The organism is Streptomyces sp. NPDC001717, from assembly GCF_042892775.1.
GTDB lineage: Bacteria > Actinomycetota > Actinomycetes > Streptomycetales > Streptomycetaceae > Streptomyces.
In genome coordinates, this window is the sequence record NZ_JBIAUK010000012.1 from 117313 (window position 1) to 143515 (window position 26203).

A 26203-nucleotide genomic window follows, 5' to 3' on the forward strand; every position below is an offset into this window, starting at 1 on the left:
GTCCACCATGGAACGGAGATTCACGCGTGACGCGCAGCGTGTACGTGACCGGCATCGAGCGGGGGGACGGCCGTCAGGTCGTCGAACTGGGGATCATGGAGATCCTGACCCGGCAGACGGGACGCGTGGGCGTCTACCGTCCACTGCTCCACGACGGACCCGACCGTCTCTTCGAGCTCCTGAAGGCCCGCTACCGGATAGACCAGGACTCGGCGACGGCCTACGGGATGGAGTACCAGGAGGCCTCGGCGATCCTGGCGGAGAAGGGCACCGACGAGCTGGTCTCGCAGCTGGTCGACCGCTACCACCGGCTGGCCCGCGACTACGAGGTCATGCTCGTCCTCGGTACGGACTACGCCGAGACCAACCTCCCCGACGAACTCGCCCTCAACGCCCGCCTGGCCAACGAGCTGGGCGCGGTGGTCGTTCCCGTGGTGGGCGGCACCAAGCACTCCGCCGACGCCGTGCGCGCCGAGGCCCGCAACGCCTACCGCGCCTACGAGAGCCTGGGCTGCCACGTCGTCGCGATGGTGGTCAACCGGGTGGCCCCCGAGGACCGCGACGTCATAGCCGAGCGTCTTGCCGCCCGGCTCCCCGTGCCCTGCTACGTGCTGCCGGACGACAAGTCGCTGTCCGCGCCGACCGTCGCCCAGATCACCCGGGCGCTCGGCGGCGAGGTGCTGCTCGGCGACGAGGCCGGGCTGGCGCGCGACGCGCTGGACTTCGTCTTCGGCGGCGCCATGCTGCCGAACTTCCTGAACGCGTTGACCCCCGGCTGCCTGGTCGTCACCCCCGGGGACCGTTCGGACCTGGTCGTGGGCGCGCTGGCCGCGCACACGTCGGGCACCCCGCCGATCGCCGGTGTGCTGCTGACCCTCAACGAGCGCCCGACGCAGGACATCCTGACGCTGGCCTCGAAGCTCGCGCCGGGCACCCCCGTGGTCTCGGTGGCCGGCAACAGCTTCCCGACCGCCGCCGAACTCTTCTCCCTGCAGAGCCGGTTGAACTCGGCGACCCCGCGCAAGCTGGAGACGGCGCTCGGTCTGTTCGAGCGTCACGTGGACACCCAGGAGCTGCGCGACCTGCTGTCGGTGGCCCGTTCGGAGCGCATCACCCCGATGATGTTCGAGCACGGGCTGCTGGAACGGGCCCGCTCCGAGCGGCGCCGCGTGGTGCTGCCCGAGGGCACCGAGGAGCGCGTGCTGCGCGCCGCGGACGTGGTGCTGCGCCGCGGGGTCTGCGACCTGACCCTGCTGGGCGAGGAGCAGGCGATCCTGAAGAAGGCCGCCGATCTGGGCATCGACATCTCGGGCGCGCAGCTGATCGACCCGGCGACGTCCCCGCTGCGGGAACGGTTCTCCGAGTACTACGCCAAGGCCCGCGCCCACAAGGGCATGACGGTCGAGCTGGCCAACGACGTGGTCACCGATGTGAACTACTTCGGCACGCTGATGGTCCAGGAGGGCCTGGCCGACGGTATGGTCTCCGGCTCGGTGCACTCCACCGCGGCGACCATCCGCCCGGCCTTCGAGATCATCAAGACGAAGCCGGAGGCGTCGATCGTCTCCTCGGTCTTCTTCATGTGCCTGGCCGACAGGGTCCTGGTCTACGGGGACTGCGCGGTCAATCCCGACCCGAACGCCGAGCAGCTGGCGGACATCGCCGTCCAGTCGGCCGCCACCGCGGCCGCCTTCGGCGTCGAGCCCCGGATCGCGATGCTGTCGTACTCGACGGGCACCTCGGGTTCGGGCGCCGACGTGGACAAGGTCCGCAAGGCCACGGAGATCGTCCGCGAGCAGCGCCCCGACCTGGCGGTCGAGGGCCCGATCCAGTACGACGCGGCCGTGGAGCCCTCCGTCGCGGCGACCAAGCTGCCCGAGTCCGACGTGGCCGGCCGGGCGACGGTGCTGATCTTCCCCGACCTCAACACGGGCAACAACACGTACAAGGCCGTGCAGCGTTCGGCCGGTGCCGTCGCGGTCGGCCCCGTCCTCCAGGGCCTGCGCAAGCCCGTCAACGACCTCTCGCGCGGGGCCCTCGTCCAGGACATCGTCACCACCGTGGCGATCACCGCGATCCAGGCGCAGTCCCATCCGCTGCCGCAGGCCCAGTAGTCCTCCACCGCACTCGAAGGAAAGACCCCTCACCGTGACCGCATCGCGCGTACTCGTCCTCAACTCCGGCTCCTCGTCGGTCAAGTACCAGCTCCTCGACATGGCGGACTCCTCCCGTCTCGCGGCCGGCCTGGTGGAGCGCATCGGCGAGGAGACCTCCAGGCTGGTCCACGAGCCGCTCATCGGAAGCGGCGCCGCGGGCGGGCGGCGGGAGCGGCTCGGCCCCATCGCCGACCACGGGGCGGCGCTGCGGGCCGTCGCGGCCGAACTGGCCGCCGACGGGATGGGCCTGGACTCCCCCGAACTGGCCGCGGTGGGGCACCGGGTGGTGCACGGCGGCACGCGGTTCACGCAGCCGACCGTGATCGACGACGAGGTGCTGGCGGAGATCCGGAGCCTGATCCCGCTCGCGCCGCTGCACAACCCGGCGAACGTGACGGGCATCGAGGTGGCGCGCTCGCTGCGCGCGGACATCCCGCAGGTGGCCGTCTTCGACACCGCCTTCCACTCGACGATGCCGGAGTACGCGGCCCGGTACGCGATCGACGCCGCGACGGCCGACAAGTACTCCATCCGGCGGTACGGGTTCCACGGAACCTCGCACGCCTACGTGTCGCGGGCGACGGCGGCGCTGCTCGGCAAGGCGCCCTCGGACGTGAACGTGATCGTGCTGCACCTGGGCAACGGCGCCTCGGCCTCGGCCGTGCGCGGCGGGGTCTGCGTGGAGACCTCCATGGGGATGACCCCGCTGGAGGGTCTGGTCATGGGGACCCGCTCGGGCGACCTCGACCCTGCGGTCGTCTTCCACCTGGCCCGGGTGGGGGGCCTCTCGGTGGATGAGATCGATTCGCTCCTGAACAAGAAGAGCGGTCTGCTGGGCCTGTGCGGCGACAACGACATGCGCGAGGTTCAGCGGAGGGCGGAGGAGGGCGACTCCTCGGCGCAGCTCGCGCTGGCCTCGTACGTGCACCGGCTGAAGAAGTACATCGGCGCCTACTCGGCGGTGCTGGGCCGGGTGGACGCCGTCACCTTCACGGCCGGGGTCGGGGAGAACGCCTCCTGGATCCGGGAGGCCACCGTGGAGGGTCTGGCCGAGCTGGGCCTGGCGCTGGACCTGGAGGCCAACGCGGTGCGCTCCCCCGAGCCGCGGCTGGTCTCGGCGGAGTACGCCCGGGTGGCCGTGGCCGTGGTCCCGACCGATGAGGAACTGGAGATCGCCTCCCAGGCGTACGCGCTGGTTACTCGGTAGTCACTTGGAGTTTCCGCCAGACGGAATATTCCGCTACGAAACAAACGGATAGGATCCGCTTCATGCGCCGTTCCAAAATCGTCTGCACGCTGGGCCCCGCCGTCGACTCGTATGAGCAGCTGAAAGCGCTCATCGAGGCAGGTATGAACGTGGCCCGATTCAACTTCAGCCACGGGTCCCAGGCAGAACACCAGGAGCGGTACGACCGCGTCCGGAAGGTCTCCGAGGACACCGGGCGCGCCGTCGGCGTCCTCGCCGACCTCCAGGGTCCGAAGATCCGTCTGGAGACCTTCGCCGAGGGTCCCGTCGAGCTGGTGCGCGGTGACGAGTTCACCATCACCACCGAGGACGTCCCGGGTGACAAGTCCATCTGCGGCACCACCTACAAGGGCCTCCCGGGCGACGTCGCCAAGGGTGACCAGATCCTGATCAACGACGGCAACGTCGAGCTGCGGGTGACCGAGGTCGACGGCCCGCGGGTGCGGACCATCGTCATCGAGGGCGGTGTCATCTCGGACCACAAGGGCATCAACCTGCCGGGTGCCGCGGTCAACGTCCCCGCCCTGTCGGAGAAGGACGTCGACGACCTCCGCTTCGCCCTGCGGATGGGCTGCGACATGGTCGCCCTGTCCTTCGTCCGCGACGCCAACGACGTCAAGGACGTCCACAAGGTCATGGACGAGGAGGGCCGCCGGGTCCCCGTCATCGCCAAGGTGGAGAAGCCCCAGGCCGTCGAGAACATGGAGGCCGTCGTCGCGGCCTTCGACGCGGTCATGGTGGCCCGTGGCGACCTGGCCGTCGAGTACCCGCTCGAGAAGGTTCCGATGGTCCAGAAGCGGCTCATCGAGATGTGCCGCCGCAACGCCAAGCCGGTGATCGTCGCGACCCAGATGATGGAGTCGATGATCACCAACTCGCGGCCGACCCGCGCCGAGGCCTCCGACGTCGCCAACGCGATCCTCGACGGTGCCGACGCGGTCATGCTGTCCGCCGAGTCCTCGGTCGGCGCCTACCCGATCGAGACCGTCAAGACGATGTCGAAGATCGTCGCGGCGGCCGAGGAGGAGCTCCTGTCCAAGGGCCTGCAGCCGCTGGTCCCGGGCAAGAAGCCCCGCACCCAGGGCGGCTCCGTCGCCCGCGCGGCCTGCGAGATCGCGGAGTTCCTCGACGGCAAGGCGCTCATCGCCTTCACCCAGTCCGGTGACACGGCCCGCCGCCTGTCGCGCTACCGCGCCACGCAGCCGATCCTGGCCTTCACCACCGACCCGCACACCCGCAACCAGCTCACGCTGAGCTGGGGCGTCGAGTCGTACATCGTCCCGCACGTGGACACCACCGACGCGATGGTCGACCTGGTGGACGGCGAGCTGCTCAAGCTCGGCCGCAACAACGAGGGCGACACCGTGGTGATCACGGCCGGCTCGCCTCCCGGCGTCCCGGGCACCACCAACATGGTCCGGGTCCACCACCTGGGCGGCGGCGAGCGCGACTGACGTCGCGGCGCTCCGCACCGCTGCAACTCTGCCGCACAGAGGCCGAGGGCCGGCACCCGATCGATCGGGTGCCGGCCCTCGGCATGTGTGCGCACGCGGTGCGGGACCGTTCGGGACTACTCCGGCGGGCCGATGTAGTTCTTCAGCCCGGGCACCGTCAGGGTGCCGCCGAACTGGCCGGCCTGGACGACCTTGACGTTCGTGAAGAACGCGAACGGGACGTTCAGGGGCGGCGGGCTGTTCGGGGTGAACTCGATCGGGATCAGACCGAAGAGGTTGCCCTTGAGGCTCTCCGTGTACATCGTCACCGTGCCGCCGCGGATCTTGGACGTGGAGCCCGGACGCGACTTCAGGTGGGCGACGTTCTTGTCCTTGCCGACCGTCTGGTACAGGTCCTTGATGTCCAGCGAGTCCGCGGTGAACTTCAGGACCTTCTTGGTCTTGCCGCCGGCCGTCTTCACCTCGACGATGCCGTGGTAGTCCAGGCCGTAGAGGGTCAGGAGCGAGCTGTCGAGGTACCAGGGCTCGTCCGGCAGGAGCGGGATGCCCTGCTCCAGCTCGGCGTCGGCCAGGGCCTTCGCGTCGTAGGTCGGACAGGGGAAGGGTTCCTTCCCGTCCGGGTCCTTCGTCGCCGCGTCCTTGGCCTTGTCCTCCTCGGCCTTCTTGCCCGTCTCGTCCTTCGGGTTCGTGACGGTGTCCTTGACCTCGTCGGACAGTTCCTCGACGCCGACGCCCGCCTTCTTCGCGGCGTCGCGGATCGCGTCCGCGGCCGGATCCGGAGCGGGGGCCTTCGGCGGGGTCGTCTTCGGGGTCGTGGACGGCGTGGGGGTGGGGGTGGGGGTGACCTTCGGGTCCGCCGGGGGCTTGGTGAGCCCGTCGACGATGCCCTTGAGGGCGTCCCCGACACCCAGCGGGTCCAGCGGGTTGGTGGACTTGGTCGGCGTCGGCGTGGCCGAGGGAGCCGGCTGCTTGTCCGCCGTGGACCCGGCGGTCCGGGACTTGTCGGCCGCGGGCTTGGTGGCCGTCGGGGTCGGGGACGCCGTCCCGCCCGGCTTCGGCTTCGCCGAAGCGCTCGGCGCGGGGGTCTGCGTGGCCGACGCGCTCGGGGACGGCGACGTCGAAGGCGACGGCGACTTCGACTCCGCGGGTTCGTCGGACCGCGTCACACACGGCCCGGGCGCGAAGGGGATGTCCTTGTCGTCCGCCACGGCCAGCTTCGGCGCCATGCCCATTCCGACGAACACGGCCGTCGGCATCGCCGCCAGCGCCATCGTCTTGCCGACGGGTATCTGGAGCTTGGTCAGCAGCGACTTCCTGGGTGCCGCGTGCCGCGGCCCCTTGATCTCACGGGACTCTGCGCCGGGGGCCACGCCCCGCTGCGTCTCGTCACCCCGCACTGTTCCTCCCGCCATCGGCGTGGGCAGTCATCTCGCTCGGGTGTGCCGTTTCCGTCGCCCGGGGCGCGGGTACGCCCTGGGGACCCGCCATCGACTCCGCCTTGGTCATGTCGACCGCGGCGGCCGGAGGCTGGTCCGCGGGCTCCTCGTCCGCGGGCTGCCCGGGGGCCCACGACAGCGCGAGGGCGCCGCCGATCATCGCGGGGATGAAGCCGAGGCCGAAGCCGCCGAGGTTGGACACCGGGATCGAGACCAGGGCCAGCAGGATCGAGGCGACACCGGCGAAGACGCGGATGGCCTGCTGGAACCACAGGGCCAGACCCAGCGTGATCAGCAGGACGCCGATGATCAGCGCGCCGGCGCCACCCGTGGTGGCCATCGCGAGAGTGATGTTGCCCAGGCGCAGGTCGGCGTACGGGAAGTACGCGATCGGGAAACCGCTGACGAGCGTGAACAGCCCGGCCCAGAACGGACGGCGGCCGGTCCAGGCGTGGACGTAGTAGTACACCACGGTGAGCCAGGCGTCGTCTTCGGCGCGAACGTATACGGGGGCCTTGGGGTTCATGGACAACAGCTCCCTGGAAACGGGTGGTACGGAGAACTCTGTGGAGCCCGGACGGGGCGGACGGCGTCGCATCGCGCCGCCGGCCGCCCCTCCGGTCACTCAACCGGGACCGACTACTTCTCGTCCTGGTAGCACGGCTGGTCGCCGCCGAGCAGACGCAGCTTCAGGTCGGGAAGCTTGAACGTGCCCGCCGTGGTCGCCCACGCCTTCTGGCGCACGTTCGTCAGGACCGCCTTGTCCGCGCGCTGCGAGAACGCGTACGGGCTGGCGACCGTGCCGGCCTGCGGCTTCGTCTTGTGGCTCGGGTCACCGACCGCGACACCGATGTCCAGGTTCTGGAACTCGGCGTCGGTGTCGAGCTCGGCAACATCCAGGTAGATGTTGTCGGCGACGGCCGGCTTGCCCTTGTGGCCGGTGCGCAGCTGCAGCGTGATGTTGCCCAGCGGAGTCGGGGTCACCAGCGACTGGCACATGTTGGTGATCTCGGCGTGGCTGAACCCGGAGATGGTGACCGGGTGGTGCTGCGCGTTGCCCTTGAGGTCGTGACCCTCGGCCACGCCGCCGTACTGGATGAGGTTGTCACCGTCGAGCTTGTCGGCCGAGACCTTGAAGTCCTGGCCGGAGACGCTGAAGGACGCCGCGAGGGCACCCTGCGCCAGACCCACACCGACCGCGGCGGTGGCCGCGATGCTCGGCACCATGACGAGCGCGAAGCGCTTCCATCTGGTCCCGCCACGAACCTGAGAACTCATTTCGTTCCTCCTTCTCGGACGTACATCTCCGGTCCGGGCCCTGCCCGTCCTGGGATGGGAGAAGTGCTACGTCCTCGGGAAGGAGCGCAGGCGGCCGGGCCGCGGCTGTGCCACGTCCGAAACACCGGCGATCACCCCCGAGCGACAACCACTGGGCCACGCGTTCGCGCAACCTGGAGGACAGGCCCCACCGTGTGGCAGGAACCCCCCTGTCCAACAGCCGGTGCCACTGCCACCGGCCGGCTCGGTGGGGACCCTCCACCGCGTTCCGAGTGAGCGGCTCTGCGGGAAGGACCGAGCGTCGCCGATCGTGGTCCATTCCAGGCCGGGGCACAAGGGGGTTCGTTACTGGCGGGTAACGGCAAGATAACCGGGACACGACCCGCTGCCGCCGAGTGACGACACAGGGTGTCACCGAGGGCCACGACAGATCGGGGGAAGAGTGAACACTCCGGACAGTTCACGGGGTTCGACTTACTACGAGTAACAGCGACCGCGATTGCCAAGTTTTGGCAAAGTGCGGCCGCTGTTTATCTCTGTGTCAACAAATCGTCGGCTTCTCGAGCCGGTGCCGAGCGGGCGCCGGGACGTGCCGGAGCACGTGCCCGGGGCCGCTCAGGAGCCTCGCTAGAACAGCACCCGCGCCAGCGCCGTGCGCGCGGCCGTGACCCGCGGGTCGTCCGCGCCGATGACCTCGAACATCTCCAGCAGCCGCAGCCGCACGGAGTCCCGCTCGTCACCGAACGTCACGCGCACCGTGTCCACCAGGCGCCCGAAGGCGTCCTCCACGTGACCGCCGACGAGGTCGAGGTCGGCCGCGGCGATCTGGGCCGCCGGGTCGCGCGGGTTCTCGGCGGCCGCGGCGCGCACCGCCTGCGGGTTCATGTGCTGGACCCGGGCGAGGAGCTCGGCCTGCGCCAGGCCCAGCTTGGCCTCGCTGTTGGTCGGGTCGTCGGCGAGTACGTTCTTGTACGCCTGAACGGCGCCGCCCAGGTCGCCCGCGTCCAGCGCGACGACGGCCGCCTCCAGCAGCGCGTCGTGCGGACCGGCCGGGACCTCGGCCTCGGCGGCGTCCGCGGCGATCGCCTCCGCGTTCGGGTCCACCTCGATGCCGATGATCCCGAAGCGCTCCTCGGCGACCTGGATCAGCTGGGCGAGCGTCTCGCGGATCTGCTGCTCGGGGGCCACGCCCTGGAACAGCGGCAGCACCTGGCCCGCGACCACGGCGAAGACGGCCGGGATGCCCTGGATGCCGAACTGCTGCATCAGCATCTGGTTGGCGTCGACGTCGACCTTGGCCAGCACGAGGCGGCCGTTCGCCTGGACGGTCAGGCGCTCCAGGAGGGGGCTGAGCTGCTTGCACGGCTCGCACCACTCGGCCCAGAAGTCCAGGACGACCGGGACCTCTGCGGAAAGCTGGAGCACATCGCGTTCGAACCCGGCTTCGTCTACGTCGATGACGAGCGCGGACGGCGGCACGGCGCCGGCGGCCGGGCCGCTTCCGCCGCCCTGGCCGGCCTGGCGCGCCGCTTCGGCGCGGGCCTGCTCGGCCTTGGCCTTGGCCTCGCCGGCCGCCTTCACCGCGGCGAGGTCGACGACGCCGCTCATGGACATGTTTCTGGGCTGCATGCGTACATCCTCCCCCGTGTGCGCGCGCCGACGAAAAAGATCGCGTGAATTGGCCATGGTGCCGCCGTGGCGCGATCCTGGTGCCGCCTGTTGTCGGTCGGCGCCGGGTCCCCACCTGGCGCCTGTAGCTCTTCGCGTGGTTGTCGCTCTTACGCTACGAGCCGTAGCGTAACTCCTCCTGAGTCCTCGGCGCCCCGTGATTTGAACCACAGCGATTCGTGATCCGCCGGTTCCGCTACTGACGGGTATGGTCTCGGCCATGCGCAACGCCAGCCCCGGCCGCACCGGCCGCCCTCGCAGCGCCGCGGCGGACGCGGCGATCCTCGCCGCGACGCGGGACGCGCTGGTCGACCTCGGCTGGTCGAAGCTGACGATGGGCGACGTCTCGGCCCGGGCGGGCGTCGCCAAGACCACGCTCTACCGCCGCTGGGCGAGCAAGAACGAGCTGGTCGTGGACGCGGTGGCGGAGCTCTTCGACTCCCTCGAACTGCCGGACCGGGGCTCCCTCGAAGCCGACATCGAGGACGTGGTGCTCCAGTTCGCCGGGCTGCTCCGGCGCCCGGAGGCCCGTACGGCCCTGATGGCGGTCGTCGCGGAGTCCACCCGGGACGAGGCCCTGCGTGACCGGATCCGGTCGGCCATCGTGGACCGGCAGAAACGTCTCGTCGTACTGGGTCGCGAACGGGCGCAGGCCCGCGGCGAGCTCCCGCGCGAGGAGGACCAGGCCGTCGCCGGCCACACCACGGACCTGATCTTCGACGTGATCGCGGGCACGGTGGTGCACCGTGCGCTGGTCAGCTCGGAACCGGTGGACGAGCTGTGGGTCGGCATGTTCACGACCCTCCTGATGCACGGCCTGCGCGGCCCGGTCTGATCCTGCCCGGCCCGATCCGGATCGGGAGCCGGATCGGGAGCCGGAGCCGCCTGATCCGGCCCGACCGGCCGGACGTTCCCTAGAAGGTCCAGGCCCCCGAGCGGCGCGCGGATTCCCGTACCCGCTCCGCCAGTGCCGTGGCCCGCGGGTTGTCGCCGGGCCACGGGCGGCGGCGGCCCGGCCAGTTCGCCCAGCGCAGCGCGTCCGCCTCCTCCTCGGGCCGCAGCCCGGCCGCGACGAGAGCGCCCAGGGCCATCTGGGCGCCGGCGGTCCGGTAGCCGATGTCACGCGCGTCCGGCCAGTACACGCCACCGTCGGTGACGCACACGGCGGCCTCCACTCCGTCCAGCCCCAGTTCGATCCCGTCGCGCACGGCCGCGAGGAACTCCTCGGGCAGCCGCTCTTCCGGCGCCAGGTTCAGGATTTCGGTCCCTCCCGGGCCGGGAGGCTCGAAGTCGGCGACGACGTAGGCGTAATGGCCGCCGCAGCCGCCCCTGTTCATCACCACGCGCGCGCTGACGCCCCGTACGGGAACAGGAAGGCCGGTCATGGCGCCCACCCTACGGGTGGGGCCGTGACCGGCCTTGGGTCGCGCCGACTAGAAGCCCGGGGGCTCCGTGTAGGTGCCCCACTCCTCGCGGAGCACGTTGCAGATCTCGCCCATCGTCGCCTCGGCCCGCACCGCGTCCAGCATCGCCGGGATCATGTTCGACCCGTCGCGTGCGGCGGCCAGCATGGCCTCCAGGGAGGACGTCACCTTCGCGTCGTCGCGGCGCTCCTTGCGGGTACCGAGCGCGCGGACCTGCTCCCACTCCACCTCGTGGCTGACGCGGAGGATCTCCAGGTCGCCGGTGACGGAACCGTGGTGGACGTTGACGCCGACGACCCGCTTGTCGCCCTTCTCCAGCGAACGCTGGTACTGGAAGGCCGATTCGGCGATCTCCCCGGTGAACCAGCCGTCCTCGATGCCGCGCAGGATGCCCGAGGTGATCGGCCCGATGGGGTGCTGCCCGTCCGGGTGGGCGCGCAGACCGCGCTCCTTGATCTGGTCGAAGATCTTCTCGGCGTCGGCCTCGATGCGGTCGGTGAGCTGCTCGACGAACCACGAACCGCCCAGGGGGTCGGCCACGTTGGCGACGCCGGTCTCCTCCATCAGCACCTGCTGCGTGCGCAGGGCGATCTCGGCGGCCTGCTCGCTCGGCAGCGCGAGGGTCTCGTCGAGGGCGTTGGTGTGCAGGGAGTTGGTGCCGCCGAGCACGGCCGCGAGGGCCTCCACGGCGGTGCGCACGACGTTGTTGTACGGCTGCTGCGCGGTCAGGGAGACGCCGGCGGTCTGGGTGTGGAAGCGCAGCCACATCGACTTGTCGCTCTTGGCCCCGTACACCTCCTTCATCCAGCGCGCCCAGATCCGGCGGGCGGCGCGGAACTTGGCGATCTCCTCGAAGAAGTCGAGGTGCGCGTCGAAGAAGAAGGACAGGCCGGGCGCGAAGTCGTCCACGTCCATGCCGCGCGAGAGCCCGAGCTCCACGTAGCCGAAGCCGTCCGCCAGGGTGTACGCGAGCTCCTGCGCGGCCGTGGCCCCGGCCTCGCGGATGTGGTAGCCGGAGACGGACAGCGGCTTGTAAGCGGGGATGCCCTTGGTGCAGTACTCCATGAGGTCGCCGATGAGGCGCAGGTGCGGCTCCGGTTCGAAGAGCCACTCCTTCTGGGCGATGTACTCCTTGAAGATGTCGGTCTGGAGCGTGCCGTTGAGCACGGCCGGGTCGACGCCCTGCCGCTCGGCGGCGACCAGGTACATGCAGAAGGCGGGCACGGCCGGGCCCGAGATGGTCATGGAGGTCGTGACGTCGCCGAGCGGGATGTCCTTGAACAGGACCTCCATGTCGGCGGCGGAGTCGATGGCGACCCCGCAGTGCCCGACCTCGCCCAGCGAGCGCGGGTCGTCGGAGTCGCGCCCCATGAGGGTCGGCATGTCGAAGGCCACGGAGAGCCCGCCGCCACCGGCGGCCAGGATCATCTTGTAGCGCTCGTTGGTCTGCTCGGCGTTGCCGAAGCCGGCGAACTGCCGGATGGTCCACGTCCGACCCCGGTAGCCGGTGGCGTGCAGGCCGCGGGTGTAGGGGTACTCCCCCGGCCACCCGATGCGCTCGAACCCCTCGTACGAGTCCCCGGGCCGGGGCCCGTAGACGGGATCGACGTCATCCCCGGAGAGCGTGGTGAAGTCGGCCTCGCGCTTGCGGGCCTTGTCGTAACGGGCCTGCCAGCGGCGGCGGCCCTCCTCGATGGCGTCTGCGTCCATACCCGTGAATTTACTAGGACGTCCTAGTAAATGTCGATGGGAAACCCCGGGGAGTGTCTCCCCGGGGTCGGATGTCGCGGTGCGGCTCTAGCCGGTCACTAGGCGTTGACGGTGGCCGGGGCGCCGAGCACGAGCGGCTCGACCTCGGCGCGGACCTTGCGCTCGACGAAGAAGGCGGCCAGCGGGATGGTGCCGGAGGCGAGCACCCACAGCAGCTTGCCGAAGGGCCACTTGGCCTTGGAGCCCAGGTCGAAGGCGAAGACCAGGTAGATCATGAAGAGGACGCCGTGGGCCTGCGAGACCGCGAAGGTCAGGTCGGCGCCGGTGTCGAAGCCGTACTTCGCCACCATGCAGGCACAGAGGATCAGGAGCATGACCGCGGTCACGTAGGCCATGACGCGGTAGCGGGTCAGCACGCTTCGTTTCATGCCGTCGAGCGTACGCGTCCGTTTTGAGCGATCTTGACGCGGGCCGGTTCCCGGCCCGGGTCGTCTCTTCCGGATCTTGCCGGACGGCGCGGGTCAGGCAAGATCCGGAAGAGACGGCCTAGTTCTCGTCGAAGTCGGCGGCGGCCACGCGGAGCGGGCGCAGCAGCGCGAAGATTTCCCCGCACTCCTCCGCGTCGTACACGCCCAGACCGAAGTCGATCTCCATCAGGTCCCGGGTGGCGGCCTCGACGACCTCCCGGCCCTTGTCGGTGATGGAGGCGAGCGTGCCGCGCCCGTCGTTGGGGTTGGGCCGCTTGTCGACCAGCCCGGAGCGCACCAGCCGGTCCACGGTGTTCGTCACCGACGTCGGGTGGACCATGAGCCGCTCCCCGATCTTCGACATCGGCAGCTCGCCCGCCTTGGAGAAGGTGAGCAGCACCAGCGCCTCGTAGCGCGCGAACGTCAGTCCGTACGGCTTGACCACCGCGTCGACCTCGCCGAGCAGGATCTGGTGCGCCCGCATGATCGAGGTGATGGCGGCCATCGAGGGCACCGGCCCCCAGCGTTGCTGCCAGAGTTCGTCGGCGCGGGCGATGGGGTCGAAGGGAAGGCTGAGCGGCTTGGGCACGCACCGACCCTACCGGGCGGTCATTTGGTGACCACCCCCGTCTCATCCCTCGGCCGTCCCGCCGGCCCTCCGCGCGACCGGCCGCTCGCCCGGAGGTCGGCCAGGAGCACCAGGACGACCAGGGTCCCGACGACCCCGGCCCCGGCGACGACCCCGTGCACGGGCAGGAACTCGGCGGCGAGGCCGGCGAGGGCCATGCCGACGCCCTGGAGGGTCATCAGCCCGGCGCCGAGCAGGGTCATCGCGCGGCCGCGCAGCTCTTCGGGGACGGCGTCGACGTACCACTGGTCGAGCCCGAGGGTGTGCGCGTGGGCGAGGCCGGCGAGCACGAGGGTGAGGAGGACGCCGGGCACGCCCGGCCGGACGGCGAACAGGAGCAGGACGAGCGGCCCGGCGGCGGCGAGCGGGGCCACGATCCGGGAACGCGTTCGGGCGGTGAGTGCGGAGCCGGCCCAGAGCTCGCCCGCGATCGTGCCGACGGGCATGGCGCACATCAGCAGCCCGAGGACGGCGGTGTCGGCGCCGATGCCGGCGGCGTAGGGGGCGAGCAGCGCCTCGGGGACGACGAGGAAGAGCGGCGGCAGCCAGAAGAGCAGGGTGAGTGCGCGCAGCCGGCGGTCCCCGAGCACGGCCCGGGCGCCGGCGAGCGGAGAGGTGCGGACGCCGGAGCCGCGGGCGGGCCGGAGCGCCGTGCCGAAGCGCAGCAGCAGGGCGGAGGCGAGGAATCCGGCGCCGGTGAGCGCGATGGCTCCGCGCGGCGCGAGGACGGTGAGCAGGAGCCCGCCGAGTCCGAAGCCGATGAGCAGGGCGCTCTGGGCGACCATGCGCAGCAGCGAGCGGCCGAGTACGAAGACCTCGCCGGGGCCGAGGACGTCCGCGAGGGAGGCGTTGCGGGTGCCCTGGAACAGCGGCGCCACGAAGGCCATGGCACAGCGCAGTACGAGGAGCACCGCGACGGGCGCGCCGGGCACGGCCATGGCCGCCGCGCAGGCCGCGCAGAGCAGGTCGCACCCGACGAGCACCCGCCGGGCGGGGTACCGGTCGGCGATCCCGGCGAGCAGGGTGCCCCCGAGGGCGTACGGGAGGAAGCCGAGGGCGAAGGTGAGCGCGCTCATCAGGGGCGAGCCGGTGGCGCGGTAGACGAGGACGGTGAGGGCGATCTCGGCGACGACGACGCCGAGCACGGACATCAGGTGCGCGGCGAAGACGGCCCGGAACTCCCGTACCCGGAACACGGAACGGTAGCCGCGGGGGGCGGTGGTGGGGGTGACGATTGCCATGCGGGCAGCCTGGCGGGGCTACCGTGTCCGGCGTAGAGATTCGTCCTGAGCCGAATGTCCGTCCACGTGCGCGGCATCTCTGCCGGGTCGCCGCCCCCGCACCCCCGGTCCTCAAACGCCGGCGGGGCTGAGTTTTCCAGCCTCGCCGTCATTGAGGCGCGGGGTCCGGGGCGGAGCCCCGGGGAACGGTGGAAGGGCGGGTGGGGGACCGGCTCCGCGCAGCGGCTGCCGCTCGGCCCCGCCCGGCCGCAGCCGCGGCCACCGCCGGAGCGCGGTGGCGGAGCAAAGGGAAAGGGAAGGGAGGGGAACGGCATGGGGTTTCACTACCGGTTCGGGCCCGGGGACCTGTTGCGGTGCCGGTTCGCGGTGTCCCCGAGGTGGGAGACCCAGGAGGCCGTGCGGACCCTCCTGCGACCGCACCGGCAGGCGTACCACCTGCCCTGGTTGCGGCGGGTCCGGACCGCGGCCGAGGGGCTGGACCTGCGGCCGCTCTGGCTGCTCATGCCGCGGACCGGGCACAACCCGGACTTCCTCAGCCCGCCCCCGCTCGGGCCCTCCGTCACGTTCGAGGAGGAGCTCGTACGGGTGAGGGCCGCCGATCCGGGCGCGGCCCGGGAGGATCTGCGGCGGTCCCTCGTCTGCACCCCGGGGGCCCTGGAGAGCGACATCGGGCAGCGCCTGCTCGCGGATCCCGCCCGCGCGGTGCGCGAGCTGGCCGATCTGATGGAGCGGGCCTGGCGGACGCTGGTCGCCCCGGACTGGCCGCGGCTGCGGGCCCTGCTGGAGGCCGACGTCCTGTTCCACTCCCGGCGGCTGGCGGCCGGCGGGCTCCAGGCGCTGTTCGACGGCCTGCACCCGGACCTGCGGTGGCACGGGGACACCGACACCCTCACCATCGACCGGCCCGGTCGCCACGACCGGGCGCTCGGCGGCCAGGGCCTGCTCCTGATGCCGAGCGCGTTCGGCTGGCCCGAGGTGGTCGGCGGCTACGACCCGCCCTGGCAACCCACGCTGGTGTACCCCGCGCGGGGCATCGGCGCGCTGTGGACGGCCACCGCCGGGCCCGCGCCGGACGCGTTGGCCCGGCTGCTCGGGCGGGCTCGGGCGGAGGTGCTCTGCGCGCTGGACGAGCCGGGTTCGACGACCGCCCTGGCCCGCCGGCTCGGCCTGGCGCCGTCCACCGTTTCGGCGCACCTCGGCGCCCTGCACGCGGCCGGTCTGCTCACCTCGGTGCGCCACGGCCACCAGGTCCTGTACGAGCGCACCCCCCTGGCCATCGCCCTGGCCTCGGTGTCGCAGACGGGTGGTGAATGACCGTCATGTCACGATTGACGACGGTTTGTTCCTGCCCCTTCGTTCCGAGGAAGCCGGATGCACCCTGCCGCTCCACGACGCCGTCTGTCGACCCTCCTCGGCCTGCTCCTGCTCCTCGCGGCCGCCCCGGCCTGTTCCGAGGAACCCCCTCCGCCCCGGCCCGGCGCCCCGGCGGCCGCGCCCCCCGCCGAATCCCCCTTCTGGGTCGACCCGCAGAGCGCGGCCGCCCGGCAGGTCGCCGCCTGGGAGGCGGCGGGCCGCAATGCCGACGCCGAGGTGCTGCGCAGGATCTCCGACCGGCCGACGGCCCTGTGGGCGGCGGGTGACGACCCGGGCCCCGGGATCCGCCGGGCCGCCGCGGGGGCCCGCGCCGCCGGGCGGACGATGGTGCTGACCGCGTACGACATCCCGTACCGCGACTGCGGGCAGCGTCCGGCGGGCGGCGCCAAGGACGCCCGCGCGTACCGCGGCTGGATCGGCGCCGTCGCCGACGGCATCGGGGCCGCCAAGGCCCTCGTCGTCCTGGAGCCGGACGCCGTCGCGCACACCGTCGACGGCTGCACGCCCTCCAGTCACCACGCCGAGCGCTACCGGCTGCTCGCAGAGGCCGTGGACCGGCTCAAGCGGAACCCGAACACCAAGGTCTACCTCGACGCGGGCGCTCCGGACCGGATCCGCAAGCCGGCCGACCTCGTCGCCCCCCTCCGCGAGGCGGGCCTGGAGCGCGCCGACGGTTTCGCCGTGAACGTCTCCGGCTTCCGGAGCGATGCGGACGCCCGGGCCTACGGCGCCGAGATCTCGAAGGCCGCGAAGAACGCGCACTTCGTCATCGACTCCGGCCGCAACGGCGACGGCCCGCCGCCCGGCGACGACGCCCGGGCTCGGTGCAATCCCCCGGGCCGCTCCCTCGGACGGCCGCCGACCGACCGTACGGACGACCCGCTCGTCGACGCGTACCTGTGGGTGAAGCGGCCGGGCGACTCCGACGGAACCTGCCGGGGCGGCCCGTCGGCCGGCACCTGGTGGCCCGACTACGCCCTGGGCCTGGCCCGCCGCGCCAAGGAGTGAACCTCCCCGGACGACACACCTAGTGCTCTGGCCGGAAAGGTTTGCCGACTCGCGGCGTCCGGTGCGGTGCATCGCGAGGCGGAGGGCCACGGCTTGTACTGGACGTACTTGCGTGGCCCGACAACGCGGCGAGGTGCCGTGCCGGGCGTCGTGAGGCGGTGAACCTTTCCGGTCAGAGCACTAGGCGCCGGCGCCGCGCCGCAGGCCGTGCCGTACCGCGCGCCGGCCGAGCGGCCCGAGATCCTCCAGTACCCGGGCGAGCCCGGCGAGCTGTTCGAGGGCGTCGAGCGCGCGGCCGGCGCCCACCGGGTCCACCCCCTCGTAGAGCTCGATGCCGACGAAGGAGGCGGCCGTGGCGCGTGCCAGCCCCGCCGGGTCGGTGAACCCGGCCAGCGGTGTCGCCGCCAGCAGCCGGGTGAGCACCGTTTCCAACTCCTCGACCCACAGTCCGAGCCCGGCGGCGGTTGCGGCCGCGAGGGCGGGCGAGCTCTGCCCGGCGGCCAGCATCTGTCCGAGCACGGCGACGTGCCCGCCGGCCCGCTCCTCGGCGTGCATCTCCCGGGCGAACTCCAACAGCCCGGCGAGGCTGTCCAGCTCCGCGAGCCGGTCGCGGTAGCGGGCGACCCGCTGTTCGGCCCCGAACCTGCACGCGGCGCCGAGCAGTTCGTCGACGGAGCCGAAGTGGTAGAAGATCAGCCCCTGCCCCACTCCGGCGGTGGCGGCGATGGTACGGGCCGAGGTCTTGGCGATGCCCTGCTCGACCAGGGTGCGCAGGGCCCCTTCGAGGAGCTTCTCCTTGGTGGAGGCGCTCACGCGCGGGCCTCCTCGCGCACGGGGCGCAGGTCGCGGCGGACGCCGTGGGCGCGGACGTCCACGTACTCGGTCGTGAAGGTCCCCTCGTAGCCGAAGAGCGGGCCGAAGTGCCGGTTGACCACGCGCACCCGGACCCGGAACCGGCCGGTGGCCTCGTCGAAGGACTCGCGCAGCTCCGCGTCGCCGCCGATGAGTCCGGGGACGCGGACGTCCACGGGGCCCTCGCGGAAGCGGTGCTCGCCGGAGCGGATGAGCAGCGAGCCGTCGGGCTCGGCACTCATGTGGAGGTCACTGGCGAGGTGCTGGTGGGTGCCCAGGTAGTCGAGGACGCAGTCCCGTTCGGGGCTGTGCACCATCGTGGCGTCGAATCGGTGGGGACCGCCGGGCAGTCGGAAGGTCCGTACGAAGGTGACGGTCTCCCGCCCGAAGGAGTCGAGGTACGGCATGTTCTCGATGACGAACGGGACGTCCTTCCCCTCCCGCGGAACCAGGATGTTCCGCGTCCCGCCGATCCGCAGGAACGGCTTCACGAAGCGGCCGCCGTGCCAGATCCGCTCCATGACCCCGCGCCCGACGCACCCCTCCCCGCTCTCCAGCCCGACCGAGAAACGGCGTTGGACCTCGGGGTGCAGCCGGTCGAAGTCGGCGCCCATGTGGGCACGGAAGATCGAGGTCATGGCGCCTCCAGACGGACGGGGTTGAGCGATCGCTCAAAACGGCACCCTAGGCGGACTTGAGCACTCGCTCAACCACCTTTCCGGACATGCGAAAGCGCCCCCGGCCGCACAGGGCCGGGGGCGCTCGGAAAACACGGCGGCGGGCGGGTCAGCCCTCCGCGAGGTGGCGTTCCACCGTTTCGACCTTCGACGTGATCCCGTCCGTGACACCGGGGCGGATGTCGGCCTTGAGGATGAACGAGACCCGCGGCGCCCGCTCCTCGACCGCCGCGACCGCGCGCCGGACCACGTCCATGACCTGGTCCCACTCGCCTTCCACGGTGGTGAACATCGCGTCGGTGCGGTTCGGCAGGCCCGATTCGCGGACCACGCGCACCGCGTCGGCCACGTACTCGCCGACCTCTTCGCCGACGCCGAGCGGGGTCACGGAGAACGCGACGATCATGCGCCGGCCACCTCACGCGCACGGGCCGCCACCACGCTGTCGGCCTCGTCCCGCTTCAGGAGCTTGTCGCCGTACAGGCCGCCGAAGGGCAGCAGCGCGAGCACGAAGAACAGGGCGACCTTCTTGAACGGCCACTTCGCCTTGTTCCACACGTCCAGCAGGAAGATCGCGTAGATCACGAACAGGATCCCGTGGAGGATGCCCAGAGGCATCATCAGGTAGTCGACGTCCGAGATGCGGCTCAGCAGCGAGCCGAAGATCAGCAGGGCCGGGAAGGACAGCGCCTCCGGGACGGAGATGAGGCGCAGCCGGTGCAGGGCGGAGGCGGTCTTGATGTCCACGGGGAACCTTCGGGGTGGTGGTCAGTTCCTCCCAGTGTCTCAGCCGCTTTACGAGATCTTGCCCCGGCCCCCGGAACCGGAGGCGGCGGCGCCGCTCCCGGTTGCGTCGCCCGGGTGTGGCGTATATCGGCCGCCGCGCCCTGTTCGCGTTCACCCGCTGCCTATAACGTCTTCCCGTGGCTCAGTTCCGACTCCAAGGCAGCAAGGTGCTCGCCGTCGACCTGACCGGGGATGCCGTGAAAGCGAAGAACGGCTCCATGGTCGCGTACGACGGTCAGATGGCCTTCAAGAAGATGACCGGCGGCGGCGAAGGCCTGCGCGGCATGGTGACGCGCCGGCTGACCGGCGAACAGATGACCGTGATGGAGGTACAGGGGCACGGCACCTGCTTCTTCGCGGACCGCGCGAGCGAGATCAATCTCGTCAACCTGCGCGGCGAGAAGCTCTACGTCGAGTCCAGCAACCTGCTGTGCACCGACGCGGGTCTGCGCACCGGCACGACCTTCACCGGCCTGCGCGGCGCGACGACGGGCAACGGCCTGTTCACCACGACCGTCGAGGGTTCGGGGCAGGCGGCCATCATGTCCGACGGCCCCGCGGTGGTGCTCCGCGTGAGCTCCCAGTACCCGCTCTCCGTCGACCCGGGGGCGTACATCGCGCACACCGGCAACCTCTCGCAGTCGTTCCAGTCCGGTGTGAACTTCCGCACTCTGATCGGCGAGGGGTCCGGCGAGTCCTTCCAGATCCGCTTCGAGGGCGAGGGCCTGGTGTACGTGCAGCCCAGCGAGCGCAACACGATCGGCGGCAACCTCTGATGCCGTTCCGCGAGATCAACTCGAAGATGGTCGAGGCCCAGGTGGTCCCGGGCCAGAAGATGTACAGCCAGCGCGGCGCCATGCTCGCGTACCGCGGCGAGGTCTCCTTCACCCCGAGCCTGACAGGTGGTCAGGGCGGGGTGATGGGCATGATCGGGCGCCGCGTGGCGAACGAGCAGACCCCGCTGATGTCGGTCGAGGGCAGCGGCACCGTGATGTTCGGCCACGGCGGCCACCACATCCAGGTGATCAACCTGACCGGCGAGACCCTCTACGTCGAGGCGGACCGGCTGCTGGCCTTCGACGGCACCCTCCAGCAGGGCACGATGTTCATGGGTTCCCAGGGCGGGGTCATGGGCATGGTCCGCGGCCAGGTGACCGGCCAGGGCCTGTTCACCACCACCCTCAAGGGTCACGGCTCGGTGGCCGTGATGGCCCACGGCGGGGTCATCGAGCTCCCCATCCACCCGAACCGCCCGGTGCACGTGGACCCGCAGGCGTACGTGGCCCACCACGGGGACGTCCGCAACAAGCTCTCCACGGCGCTCGGCTGGCGGGACATGGTGGGGCGCGGTTCGGGTGAGGCGTTCCAGCTGGAGCTGTCCGGTCAGGGCGCGGTGTACGTACAGGCCTCGGAGGAAAAGCTGTGAACTACGGACCCGCATCCGGATACGGTTCGGCCCCGGTCCCCGGCCAGGGCGGCTTCGGCCCCCCGCCCGCGGGCCTCGGCGGCCCCGGCGGCCCGACGGTCTTCGACCCGCACACGCTCCCCTCCGACGACAACGTGAACGCCTACACCTTCTGCGTGGAGCTCAAGGGGAGCCAGTGGTTCCTGCAGAAGGGCAAGATGATCTCGTACTACGGGAGCATCGAGTTCAACGGCATCGGCAACGGCCGCTTCGACCGCCTGCTGCGCACCAGCTTCCACTCGCCGCTGCACGCCAGTGACTGGGTGGTGGCCGAGGGGCAGGGCAAGATGCTGCTGGCCGACCGCGCCTTCGACGTGAACTCGTACGACCTGGACAAGGGCAACCTGACGATCCGGTCGGGCAACCTGCTCGCCTACCAGCCGTCCCTCGCCCTCAAGCAGTCGATCGTCCCGGGCTTCCTGACGCTGATCGGCACCGGCAAGTTCGTGGCTGCCTCCAACGGGCCGGTGGTGTTCATGGAGCCGCCGCTGCGCGTGGACCCGCAGGCGCTCGTGGGCTGGGCGGACTGCCCCTCCCCGTGCCACCACTACGACCACGGCTACATGTCCGGGGTCATGGGCGGGCTGCGTTCGCTCACGGGCATCGGGGGAACTTCGGGCGAGGAGCACCAGTTCGAGTTCGTGGGGGCGGGCACGGTGCTGCTCCAGTCCTCGGAGATGCTGATGGCGGAGCAGAACGTGGGAGCGGTCGGCGCCGGCGCGGCCACGGGCAACGCGCAGGGCGTTCCGGGGGCCGGCCAGGGACCGCTGGGTCAGCTGGGCGTGCCGCGGATGCCGGGGCAGCTGGGTGATCTGCAGCGCCGCCTCGGACTGTGATCCGCACGACCATCCCGCCGATTTTTGTACGTAATTCAACTTCTTAGGTAGAGTTCACTCATGGAGACCATGGAGACCGAGACCGCCACCCGCTGGCTGACGGACGCCGAGCAGTGCCTCTGGCGCACCCACCTGGACGTCAGCAGGCTGCTGATGCACCAGCTGGAAAAGGATCTCCAGCCCTTCGGGCTCACCAACAACGACTACGAGATCCTCGTGAACCTCTCGGAGTCGGACGACCACCGGATGCGGATGAGCGATCTCGCGACCGCGACCCTGCAGTCCAAGAGCCGGCTGTCCCACCAGATCACGCGCATGGAGGCGGCCGGCCTCGTCGTCCGCGTGAACTGCGAGTCCGACCGCCGGGGCCTGTACGCGGTGCTGACCGACCAGGGCATGGAGACCATGCGCAAGGTCGCCCCGCACCACGTGGCATCGGTCCGCCGGCACTTCATCGACCTGCTGGCCCCGGAGGACCTGGCGGCCATCCGCGCCTCCCTGACCCCGGTGGCGGAGCACCTGCGCGCCAATCGCGGCAAGGCCTGAGGCCCGCCGAGCGCCACCGCGCGCCGCCGCGCGGTCGGCCGGACAATGGGCACTATCCGCCCGCTGCCGGCCGATCGCCGAGCAACCGTAAGCGCCATGGCCGGCCTGAGGAGGTCCAAGCCATGAAGCGCAACGTGTACATCTCCGCGGCCGCGTCCGTGGTCCTGATCGTGGGAGGCCCGGTGGCGGCCGCGGCAGCGGCAACCGCCGACACGGCGAGAACCGCCCCCGCGGCGGTGGCCCGGGCCGACCTGGACGCCCAGGGGGCCGCGGAAGCAGCCCTGAAGAAGTACCCCGGCGTCGTCGAGTCCCTCGACAAGGACGGCTCCGTCTGGCACGTCGACGTGATCAGCAAGGACGGCAAGGGCCACGCCGAGCTGGAGGTGGCCTCGAACGGCAAGGTCACCCAGGTCGGCAAGGACACGAACGACGACCCGGGCGAGTACAAGGCCCTGCTCGCCGCCAAGGTCACCGCCCAGCAGGCGATGAAGGCCGCCGTGGCAGCCCACCCCGGCACGGCCTGGGCGGTCGAATGGGACGACGACGACGGCGCGACCTACTGGCACGTCGAGGTCAAGGAATCCAACGGCAAGACCTGGAACGCCCACGTGGACCCCACGACGGCCAAGGTCACCGCCTCCGGCTCGGACTCCAACGACAACGACAACGACTGAACCCAGCCCCCACCGGCGCACCCGGCCCGGCCGGCACATCCAGCCCGCCGGCGTTTGAGGCGCGGGGTCCGGGGCAGCGCCCCGATCTTTCAGCCCCGCCGGCGTTTGAGGCGCGGGGGCCCGGGGGCAGAGCCCCCGCAACGGCGCCGCACCGCACCCCGCGCCCAAGCGCTCCGCGCCCGAGCGGTCAGCCCTCCGTCAGCGTCGCCAGCAACGCGTCGGCCGCCGCGTACGGATCCAGCTCACCGGCGGCGACCCGCCCCGCCAGCGCGTCCAGGTGCGCATCGCCGTGCAGATCGGCCATCCTCGCCCGCAGCGCGGTGACGGCGATGGTCTCCACCTCCCGCGCGGCCCGCGCCGCCCGCCGCTCGGCCAGCACCCCGCGCTCGTCCATCCACGCCCGGTGCTTCTCCAGCGCCTCGACGAGTTCGTCGACGCCCTCGCCCCGCGCCGCGACCGTCTTCACGATCGGCGGCCGCCAGTCCTCGCGGCCGCGCGCCTCCCCCAGCCCCAGCATGTGGTTCAGCTCCCGGGCCGTGGCGTCCGCGCCGTCCCGGTCGGCCTTGTTCACCACGTACACGTCGCCGATCTCCAGGATGCCCGCCTTCGCGGCCTGGATCCCGTCGCCCATCCCGGGGGCCAGCAGCACCACCGAGGTGTCGGCCTGCGAGGCGATCTCCACCTCCGACTGCCCGACCCCGACCGTCTCGACCAGGATCACGTCGCAGCCGGCCGCGTCCAGCACCCGGATCGCCTGCGGCGCGGCCCACGCCAGACCGCCCAGGTGCCCCCGGGTGGCCATGGACCGGATGTACACGCCCGGGTCCGAGGCGTGGTCCGACATCCGCACCCGGTCGCCGAGCAGCGCCCCGCCCGAGAAGGGCGAGGACGGGTCGACGGCGAGGACGCCGACCCGCTTCCCGGCCTTGCGGTACGCGGTCACCAATGCGGAGGTCGACGTGGACTTGCCGACGCCCGGCGACCCGGTCAGGCCCACCACGTACGCCCCGCCCGTCAGCGGGGCCAGGGCGGCCATCACCTCCCGCAGCTGCGGGGACGCCCCCTCGACCAGCGAGATCAGCCGGGCCACCGCTCTCGGCCTGCCCTCACGGGCCTGGGCCACCAGCTGGGGGACGTCCACCGCCGTCATACGTGCTGCGCTCCTCGGGTGCTTCTGGGGTACGGACCGGATGGGACTGCGGCCGTCAGGCCTGCGGCACGCGCACGATCAGCGCGTCGCCCTGCCCGCCGCCACCGCACAGCGCGGCCGCGCCGACACCGCCGCCGCGGCGCTTCAGCTCCAGCGCCAGGTGCAGCACCACGCGGGCGCCGGACATGCCGATCGGGTGACCCAGGGCGATGGCGCCGCCGTTGACGTTCACCTTTTCCGGGTCCACGTCGAGGTCCTTCATTGACTGCACGGCGACGGCCGCGAAGGCCTCGTTGATCTCGATGAGGTCCAGGTCGGCGACCTCCAGGCCCTCCTTCTTCAGGGCGTGCAGGATCGCGTTGGACGGCTGCGACTGCAGCGAGTTGTCGGGACCGGCCACGTTGCCGTGGGCGCCGATCTCGGCGATCCACTCCAGGCCCAGCTCCTCCGCCTTGGCCTTGCTCATCACGACGACGGCGGCAGCGCCGTCGCTGATCTGCGAGGACGTGCCGGCGGTGATGGTGCCGTCCTTCGCGAAGGCCGGGCGCAGCTTGCCGAGGGACTCGACGGTCGTCTCGGGGCGGATGCCCTCGTCGTGCGAGAAGACGACCGGGTCGCCCTTGCGCTGCGGGATCTCGACCGGGGTGATCTCGGCCTCGAAGACGCCGTTCTTCTGCGCGGCGGCGGCCCGCTGGTGGGAGGCCGCGGCGAACGCGTCCTGCGGGGCGCGCTCGATGCCGAGGCGGGTGTTGTGCTTCTCGGTGGACTCGCCCATCGCGATGTTCTCGAAGGCGTCGGTGAGGCCGTCGTAGGCCATCGCGTCGAGCATCTCGATGGCGCCGTACTTGAAGCCCTCGCGGGACTTCGGCAGCAGGTGCGGGGCGTTGGTCATGGACTCCTGGCCGCCCGCGACCACGATGTCGAACTCGCCCGCGCGGATGAGCTGGTCGGCCAGCGCGATCGCGTCGAGGCCCGAGAGGCACACCTTGTTGATGGTCAGTGCCGGGACGTTCATGGGGATGCCGGCCTTGACGGCGGCCTGGCGGGCCGGGATCTGGCCCGCGCCGGCCTGCAGGACCTGGCCCATGATGACGTACTGGACCTGGTCGCCGGAGATCCCGGCCCGCTCCAGCGCGGACTTGATGGCGAAGCCGCCGAGGTCGGCACCCGAGAAGGACTTCAGCGAGCCGAGCAGCCGCCCCATGGGGGTGCGGGCCCCGGCGACGATCACTGACGTGGTGTTGTTCGTTCCGGACATGAGGCACAGCCCCTTGAAGATGAGGAGTGAACGAGGGTTTACCCGAATGTACTGAGCGGTACCCGCGTCGTCACCGGCCTGTCGGTGTGATCGCTGGCACGTTGCGTGACCACCCCCGCGGGCGGTGCACTGGTCCCATGCTGACAAGAATCGACCACATCGGGATCGCCTGCTTCGACCTGGACAAGACCGTCGAGTTCTACCGTGCCACGTACGGCTTCGAGGTGTTCCACTCCGAGGTCAACGAGGAGCAGGGTGTCCGCGAGGCCATGCTCAAGATCAACGAGACCTCGGACGGCGGCGCCTCCTACCTCCAGCTCCTGGAGCCCACCCGCGAGGACTCCGCGGTCGGCAAGTGGCTGGCGAAGAACGGCGAGGGCGTCCACCACATCGCCTTCGGCACCGAGGACGTCCTCGGTGACTCCGAGGCCATCCGCGGCAAGGGCGTCCGCGTCCTGTACGACCAGCCCCGCACCGGCTCCATGGGCTCCTCGATCACCTTCCTGCACCCCAAGGACTGCCACGGCGTCCTGACCGAGCTCGTCACCTCCAACCCCGAGCAGTCGGCCGATCACCACTGACGCTCCCGCGTCACGGCACACCACCGCCGTGGTGTGCCGTCCGCCGTGCGGACACCGCGCGTTTTCTTGATCACATGCCGGGCGGTCCGCCCTTGCGGACCCGAACGCTCCGCATCCACGGTCGAACGCCGCAAAACACCCCTCCGCGGACCCGGCGGGGGAATTGCCGCGAGCCCGCCTCCCGGAGCAGCCGCAAGAGCGCACTGATGTCCCGTATCCCCGGCCGGTAGAGTGGCCATGGCTCGGCCGGGGTTCCGGTGCGGAGACGGGGTCGGGGCCTGTGAGCTC

27 protein-coding genes are annotated in these 26203 nt (G+C 71.2%); 12 read left to right on the forward strand and 15 right to left on the reverse strand.

The window, feature by feature from the left end:
* Positions 1–26 precede the first annotated feature (26 nt).
* From pta to pyk, 3 genes are all read left to right on the forward strand, one after another.
* On the forward strand, positions 27–2114 hold the full coding sequence (gene pta / locus ACFYZL_RS20810; protein ID WP_388680724.1) for a phosphate acetyltransferase: 2088 nt from the start codon (positions 27–29) through the stop codon (positions 2112–2114).
* Positions 2115–2148: 34 nt separating this feature from the next.
* Positions 2149–3363 (forward strand): acetate/propionate family kinase, encoded by a 1215-nt coding sequence (locus ACFYZL_RS20815; RefSeq protein ID WP_388680727.1) that lies wholly within the window; start codon positions 2149–2151, stop codon positions 3361–3363.
* 62 nt (positions 3364–3425) lie between these two features.
* Entirely contained in the window at positions 3426–4856 is a 1431-nt protein-coding gene (gene pyk / locus ACFYZL_RS20820) for a pyruvate kinase (protein WP_384750559.1), read from the forward strand.
* Positions 4857–4972: 116 nt separating this feature from the next.
* Here the strand turns inward: pyk and ACFYZL_RS20825 are convergent, their stop codons facing one another.
* From ACFYZL_RS20825 to ACFYZL_RS20840, 4 genes are all read right to left on the reverse strand, one after another.
* Positions 4973–6253 carry a hypothetical protein gene (locus ACFYZL_RS20825; protein ID WP_384750562.1) on the reverse strand — a complete coding sequence of 427 codons (1281 nt, stop codon included), beginning with the start codon at positions 6251–6253 and terminating at the stop codon, positions 4973–4975.
* The gene (locus ACFYZL_RS20830; RefSeq protein WP_384750565.1) at positions 6243–6818 is read right to left on the reverse strand and encodes a DUF6114 domain-containing protein; all 576 of its coding nucleotides are present in this window, start codon (positions 6816–6818) and stop codon (positions 6243–6245) included. The genes ACFYZL_RS20825 and ACFYZL_RS20830 overlap by 11 nt, the downstream gene beginning before the upstream one ends.
* Positions 6819–6931: 113 nt before the next feature.
* Positions 6932–7570, reverse strand: a complete 639-nt coding sequence (locus ACFYZL_RS20835; protein WP_384750568.1) for a DUF6230 family protein — start codon at positions 7568–7570, stop codon at positions 6932–6934.
* A gap of 627 nt (positions 7571–8197) precedes the next feature.
* Complete coding sequence (locus ACFYZL_RS20840; protein ID WP_384750571.1) at positions 8198–9199, reverse strand: tetratricopeptide repeat protein; 1002 nt, start codon at positions 9197–9199, stop codon at positions 8198–8200.
* A gap of 259 nt (positions 9200–9458) precedes the next feature.
* On the opposite strand from ACFYZL_RS20840, the gene ACFYZL_RS20845 reads away from it, so the two are divergent.
* Complete coding sequence (locus ACFYZL_RS20845; RefSeq protein WP_384750574.1) at positions 9459–10073, forward strand: TetR/AcrR family transcriptional regulator; 615 nt, start codon at positions 9459–9461, stop codon at positions 10071–10073.
* Positions 10074–10152: 79 nt separating this feature from the next.
* Here the strand turns inward: ACFYZL_RS20845 and ACFYZL_RS20850 are convergent, their stop codons facing one another.
* The 5 genes from ACFYZL_RS20850 to ACFYZL_RS20870 all read right to left on the reverse strand — a co-directional run bounded on the left by ACFYZL_RS20850 (position 10153) and on the right by ACFYZL_RS20870 (position 14708).
* Positions 10153–10623, reverse strand: a complete 471-nt coding sequence (locus ACFYZL_RS20850; RefSeq protein WP_388680732.1) for a hypothetical protein — start codon at positions 10621–10623, stop codon at positions 10153–10155.
* A 48-nt stretch (positions 10624–10671) separates the two neighbouring features.
* The gene (locus ACFYZL_RS20855) at positions 10672–12372 is read right to left on the reverse strand and encodes a methylmalonyl-CoA mutase (protein WP_384756543.1); all 1701 of its coding nucleotides are present in this window, start codon (positions 12370–12372) and stop codon (positions 10672–10674) included.
* 98 nt (positions 12373–12470) lie between these two features.
* On the reverse strand, positions 12471–12800 hold the full coding sequence (locus tag ACFYZL_RS20860) for a DUF3817 domain-containing protein (RefSeq protein ID WP_384587285.1): 330 nt from the start codon (positions 12798–12800) through the stop codon (positions 12471–12473).
* Between the two features lie 118 nt (positions 12801–12918).
* A complete protein-coding gene (locus tag ACFYZL_RS20865) occupies positions 12919–13428 on the reverse strand; it encodes a MarR family winged helix-turn-helix transcriptional regulator (RefSeq protein ID WP_384587283.1) in 510 nt (169 codons plus the stop codon).
* Between the two features lie 20 nt (positions 13429–13448).
* Entirely contained in the window at positions 13449–14708 is a 1260-nt protein-coding gene (locus tag ACFYZL_RS20870) for an MFS transporter (RefSeq protein ID WP_388680737.1), read from the reverse strand.
* A gap of 312 nt (positions 14709–15020) precedes the next feature.
* Here ACFYZL_RS20870 and ACFYZL_RS20875 point away from each other — a divergent pair, with 312 nt between their 5' ends.
* The gene (locus ACFYZL_RS20875) at positions 15021–16022 is read left to right on the forward strand and encodes a DUF5937 family protein (protein ID WP_384756537.1); all 1002 of its coding nucleotides are present in this window, start codon (positions 15021–15023) and stop codon (positions 16020–16022) included.
* Between the two features lie 57 nt (positions 16023–16079).
* The gene (locus ACFYZL_RS20880; protein ID WP_384756535.1) at positions 16080–17090 is read left to right on the forward strand and encodes a glycoside hydrolase family 6 protein; all 1011 of its coding nucleotides are present in this window, start codon (positions 16080–16082) and stop codon (positions 17088–17090) included.
* Positions 17091–17270: 180 nt separating this feature from the next.
* Here ACFYZL_RS20880 and ACFYZL_RS20885 read toward each other — a convergent pair whose 3' ends face one another.
* From ACFYZL_RS20885 to ACFYZL_RS20900, 4 genes are all read right to left on the reverse strand, one after another.
* A complete protein-coding gene (locus ACFYZL_RS20885) occupies positions 17271–17903 on the reverse strand; it encodes a TetR/AcrR family transcriptional regulator (RefSeq protein WP_384756532.1) in 633 nt (210 codons plus the stop codon).
* Positions 17900–18580, reverse strand: a complete 681-nt coding sequence (locus ACFYZL_RS20890; RefSeq protein ID WP_384756530.1) for a DUF4166 domain-containing protein — start codon at positions 18578–18580, stop codon at positions 17900–17902. The genes ACFYZL_RS20885 and ACFYZL_RS20890 overlap by 4 nt, the downstream gene beginning before the upstream one ends.
* Positions 18581–18728: 148 nt before the next feature.
* Positions 18729–19025 (reverse strand): MTH1187 family thiamine-binding protein, encoded by a 297-nt coding sequence (locus ACFYZL_RS20895; protein ID WP_345499757.1) that lies wholly within the window; start codon positions 19023–19025, stop codon positions 18729–18731.
* Positions 19022–19366: a DUF3817 domain-containing protein gene (locus tag ACFYZL_RS20900; RefSeq protein ID WP_384756527.1), complete on the reverse strand. Its 345-nt coding sequence runs from the start codon at positions 19364–19366 to the stop codon at positions 19022–19024. The genes ACFYZL_RS20895 and ACFYZL_RS20900 overlap by 4 nt, the downstream gene beginning before the upstream one ends.
* A 176-nt stretch (positions 19367–19542) precedes the next feature.
* Between ACFYZL_RS20900 and ACFYZL_RS20905 the strand changes: the two genes are divergently transcribed.
* The 5 genes from ACFYZL_RS20905 (at position 19543) to ACFYZL_RS20925 (ending at position 22926) form a co-directional block, all read left to right on the forward strand.
* Complete coding sequence (locus ACFYZL_RS20905) at positions 19543–20181, forward strand: AIM24 family protein (protein WP_388680743.1); 639 nt, start codon at positions 19543–19545, stop codon at positions 20179–20181.
* Positions 20181–20831 carry an AIM24 family protein gene (locus tag ACFYZL_RS20910; protein WP_384595834.1) on the forward strand — a complete coding sequence of 217 codons (651 nt, stop codon included), beginning with the start codon at positions 20181–20183 and terminating at the stop codon, positions 20829–20831. The genes ACFYZL_RS20905 and ACFYZL_RS20910 overlap by 1 nt, the downstream gene beginning before the upstream one ends.
* Before the next feature lie 134 nt (positions 20832–20965).
* A complete protein-coding gene (locus tag ACFYZL_RS20915) occupies positions 20966–21706 on the forward strand; it encodes an AIM24 family protein (RefSeq protein WP_384595840.1) in 741 nt (246 codons plus the stop codon).
* A 69-nt stretch (positions 21707–21775) separates the two neighbouring features.
* On the forward strand, positions 21776–22252 hold the full coding sequence (locus ACFYZL_RS20920) for a MarR family winged helix-turn-helix transcriptional regulator (protein ID WP_384756546.1): 477 nt from the start codon (positions 21776–21778) through the stop codon (positions 22250–22252).
* Between the two features lie 122 nt (positions 22253–22374).
* Positions 22375–22926, forward strand: a complete 552-nt coding sequence (locus ACFYZL_RS20925) for a PepSY domain-containing protein (RefSeq protein WP_388680746.1) — start codon at positions 22375–22377, stop codon at positions 22924–22926.
* Between the two features lie 187 nt (positions 22927–23113).
* On the opposite strand, the gene meaB is transcribed toward ACFYZL_RS20925, so the two are convergent.
* Together meaB and ACFYZL_RS20935 are read right to left on the reverse strand one after the other, a co-directional pair.
* A complete protein-coding gene (gene meaB, locus ACFYZL_RS20930) occupies positions 23114–24076 on the reverse strand; it encodes a methylmalonyl Co-A mutase-associated GTPase MeaB (RefSeq protein WP_384747032.1) in 963 nt (320 codons plus the stop codon).
* Between the two features lie 55 nt (positions 24077–24131).
* Positions 24132–25334, reverse strand: coding sequence for an acetyl-CoA C-acetyltransferase (locus tag ACFYZL_RS20935; RefSeq protein WP_384747030.1), 1203 nt, complete (start codon positions 25332–25334; stop codon positions 24132–24134).
* A 137-nt stretch (positions 25335–25471) separates the two neighbouring features.
* Between ACFYZL_RS20935 and mce the strand changes: the two genes are divergently transcribed.
* Positions 25472–25915, forward strand: a complete 444-nt coding sequence (mce, locus tag ACFYZL_RS20940) for a methylmalonyl-CoA epimerase (protein ID WP_376658839.1) — start codon at positions 25472–25474, stop codon at positions 25913–25915.
* Positions 25916–26203 lie beyond the last annotated feature (288 nt).

Coding starts and splice junctions, on each gene's coding strand:
- pyk (WP_384750559.1), top strand. CDS start 3,426: ATGCGCCGTTCCAAAATCGTCTGCACGCTGGGCCCCGCCGTCGACTCG.
- ACFYZL_RS20830 (WP_384750565.1), bottom strand. CDS start 6,818: ATGAACCCCAAGGCCCCCGTATACGTTCGCGCCGAAGACGACGCCTGG.
- ACFYZL_RS20835 (WP_384750568.1), bottom strand. CDS start 7,570: ATGAGTTCTCAGGTTCGTGGCGGGACCAGATGGAAGCGCTTCGCGCTC.
- ACFYZL_RS20840 (WP_384750571.1), bottom strand. CDS start 9,199: ATGCAGCCCAGAAACATGTCCATGAGCGGCGTCGTCGACCTCGCCGCG.
- ACFYZL_RS20845 (WP_384750574.1), top strand. CDS start 9,459: ATGCGCAACGCCAGCCCCGGCCGCACCGGCCGCCCTCGCAGCGCCGCG.
- ACFYZL_RS20850 (WP_388680732.1), bottom strand. CDS start 10,623: ATGACCGGCCTTCCTGTTCCCGTACGGGGCGTCAGCGCGCGCGTGGTG.
- ACFYZL_RS20855 (WP_384756543.1), bottom strand. CDS start 12,372: ATGGACGCAGACGCCATCGAGGAGGGCCGCCGCCGCTGGCAGGCCCGT.
- ACFYZL_RS20860 (WP_384587285.1), bottom strand. CDS start 12,800: ATGAAACGAAGCGTGCTGACCCGCTACCGCGTCATGGCCTACGTGACC.
- ACFYZL_RS20870 (WP_388680737.1), bottom strand. CDS start 14,708: ATGGCAATCGTCACCCCCACCACCGCCCCCCGCGGCTACCGTTCCGTG.
- ACFYZL_RS20875 (WP_384756537.1), top strand. CDS start 15,021: ATGGGGTTTCACTACCGGTTCGGGCCCGGGGACCTGTTGCGGTGCCGG.
- ACFYZL_RS20880 (WP_384756535.1), top strand. CDS start 16,080: ATGCACCCTGCCGCTCCACGACGCCGTCTGTCGACCCTCCTCGGCCTG.
- ACFYZL_RS20890 (WP_384756530.1), bottom strand. CDS start 18,580: ATGACCTCGATCTTCCGTGCCCACATGGGCGCCGACTTCGACCGGCTG.
- ACFYZL_RS20895 (WP_345499757.1), bottom strand. CDS start 19,025: ATGATCGTCGCGTTCTCCGTGACCCCGCTCGGCGTCGGCGAAGAGGTC.
- ACFYZL_RS20910 (WP_384595834.1), top strand. CDS start 20,181: ATGCCGTTCCGCGAGATCAACTCGAAGATGGTCGAGGCCCAGGTGGTC.
- ACFYZL_RS20920 (WP_384756546.1), top strand. CDS start 21,776: ATGGAGACCGAGACCGCCACCCGCTGGCTGACGGACGCCGAGCAGTGC.
- ACFYZL_RS20925 (WP_388680746.1), top strand. CDS start 22,375: ATGAAGCGCAACGTGTACATCTCCGCGGCCGCGTCCGTGGTCCTGATC.
- meaB (WP_384747032.1), bottom strand. CDS start 24,076: ATGACGGCGGTGGACGTCCCCCAGCTGGTGGCCCAGGCCCGTGAGGGC.
- ACFYZL_RS20935 (WP_384747030.1), bottom strand. CDS start 25,334: ATGTCCGGAACGAACAACACCACGTCAGTGATCGTCGCCGGGGCCCGC.
- mce (WP_376658839.1), top strand. CDS start 25,472: ATGCTGACAAGAATCGACCACATCGGGATCGCCTGCTTCGACCTGGAC.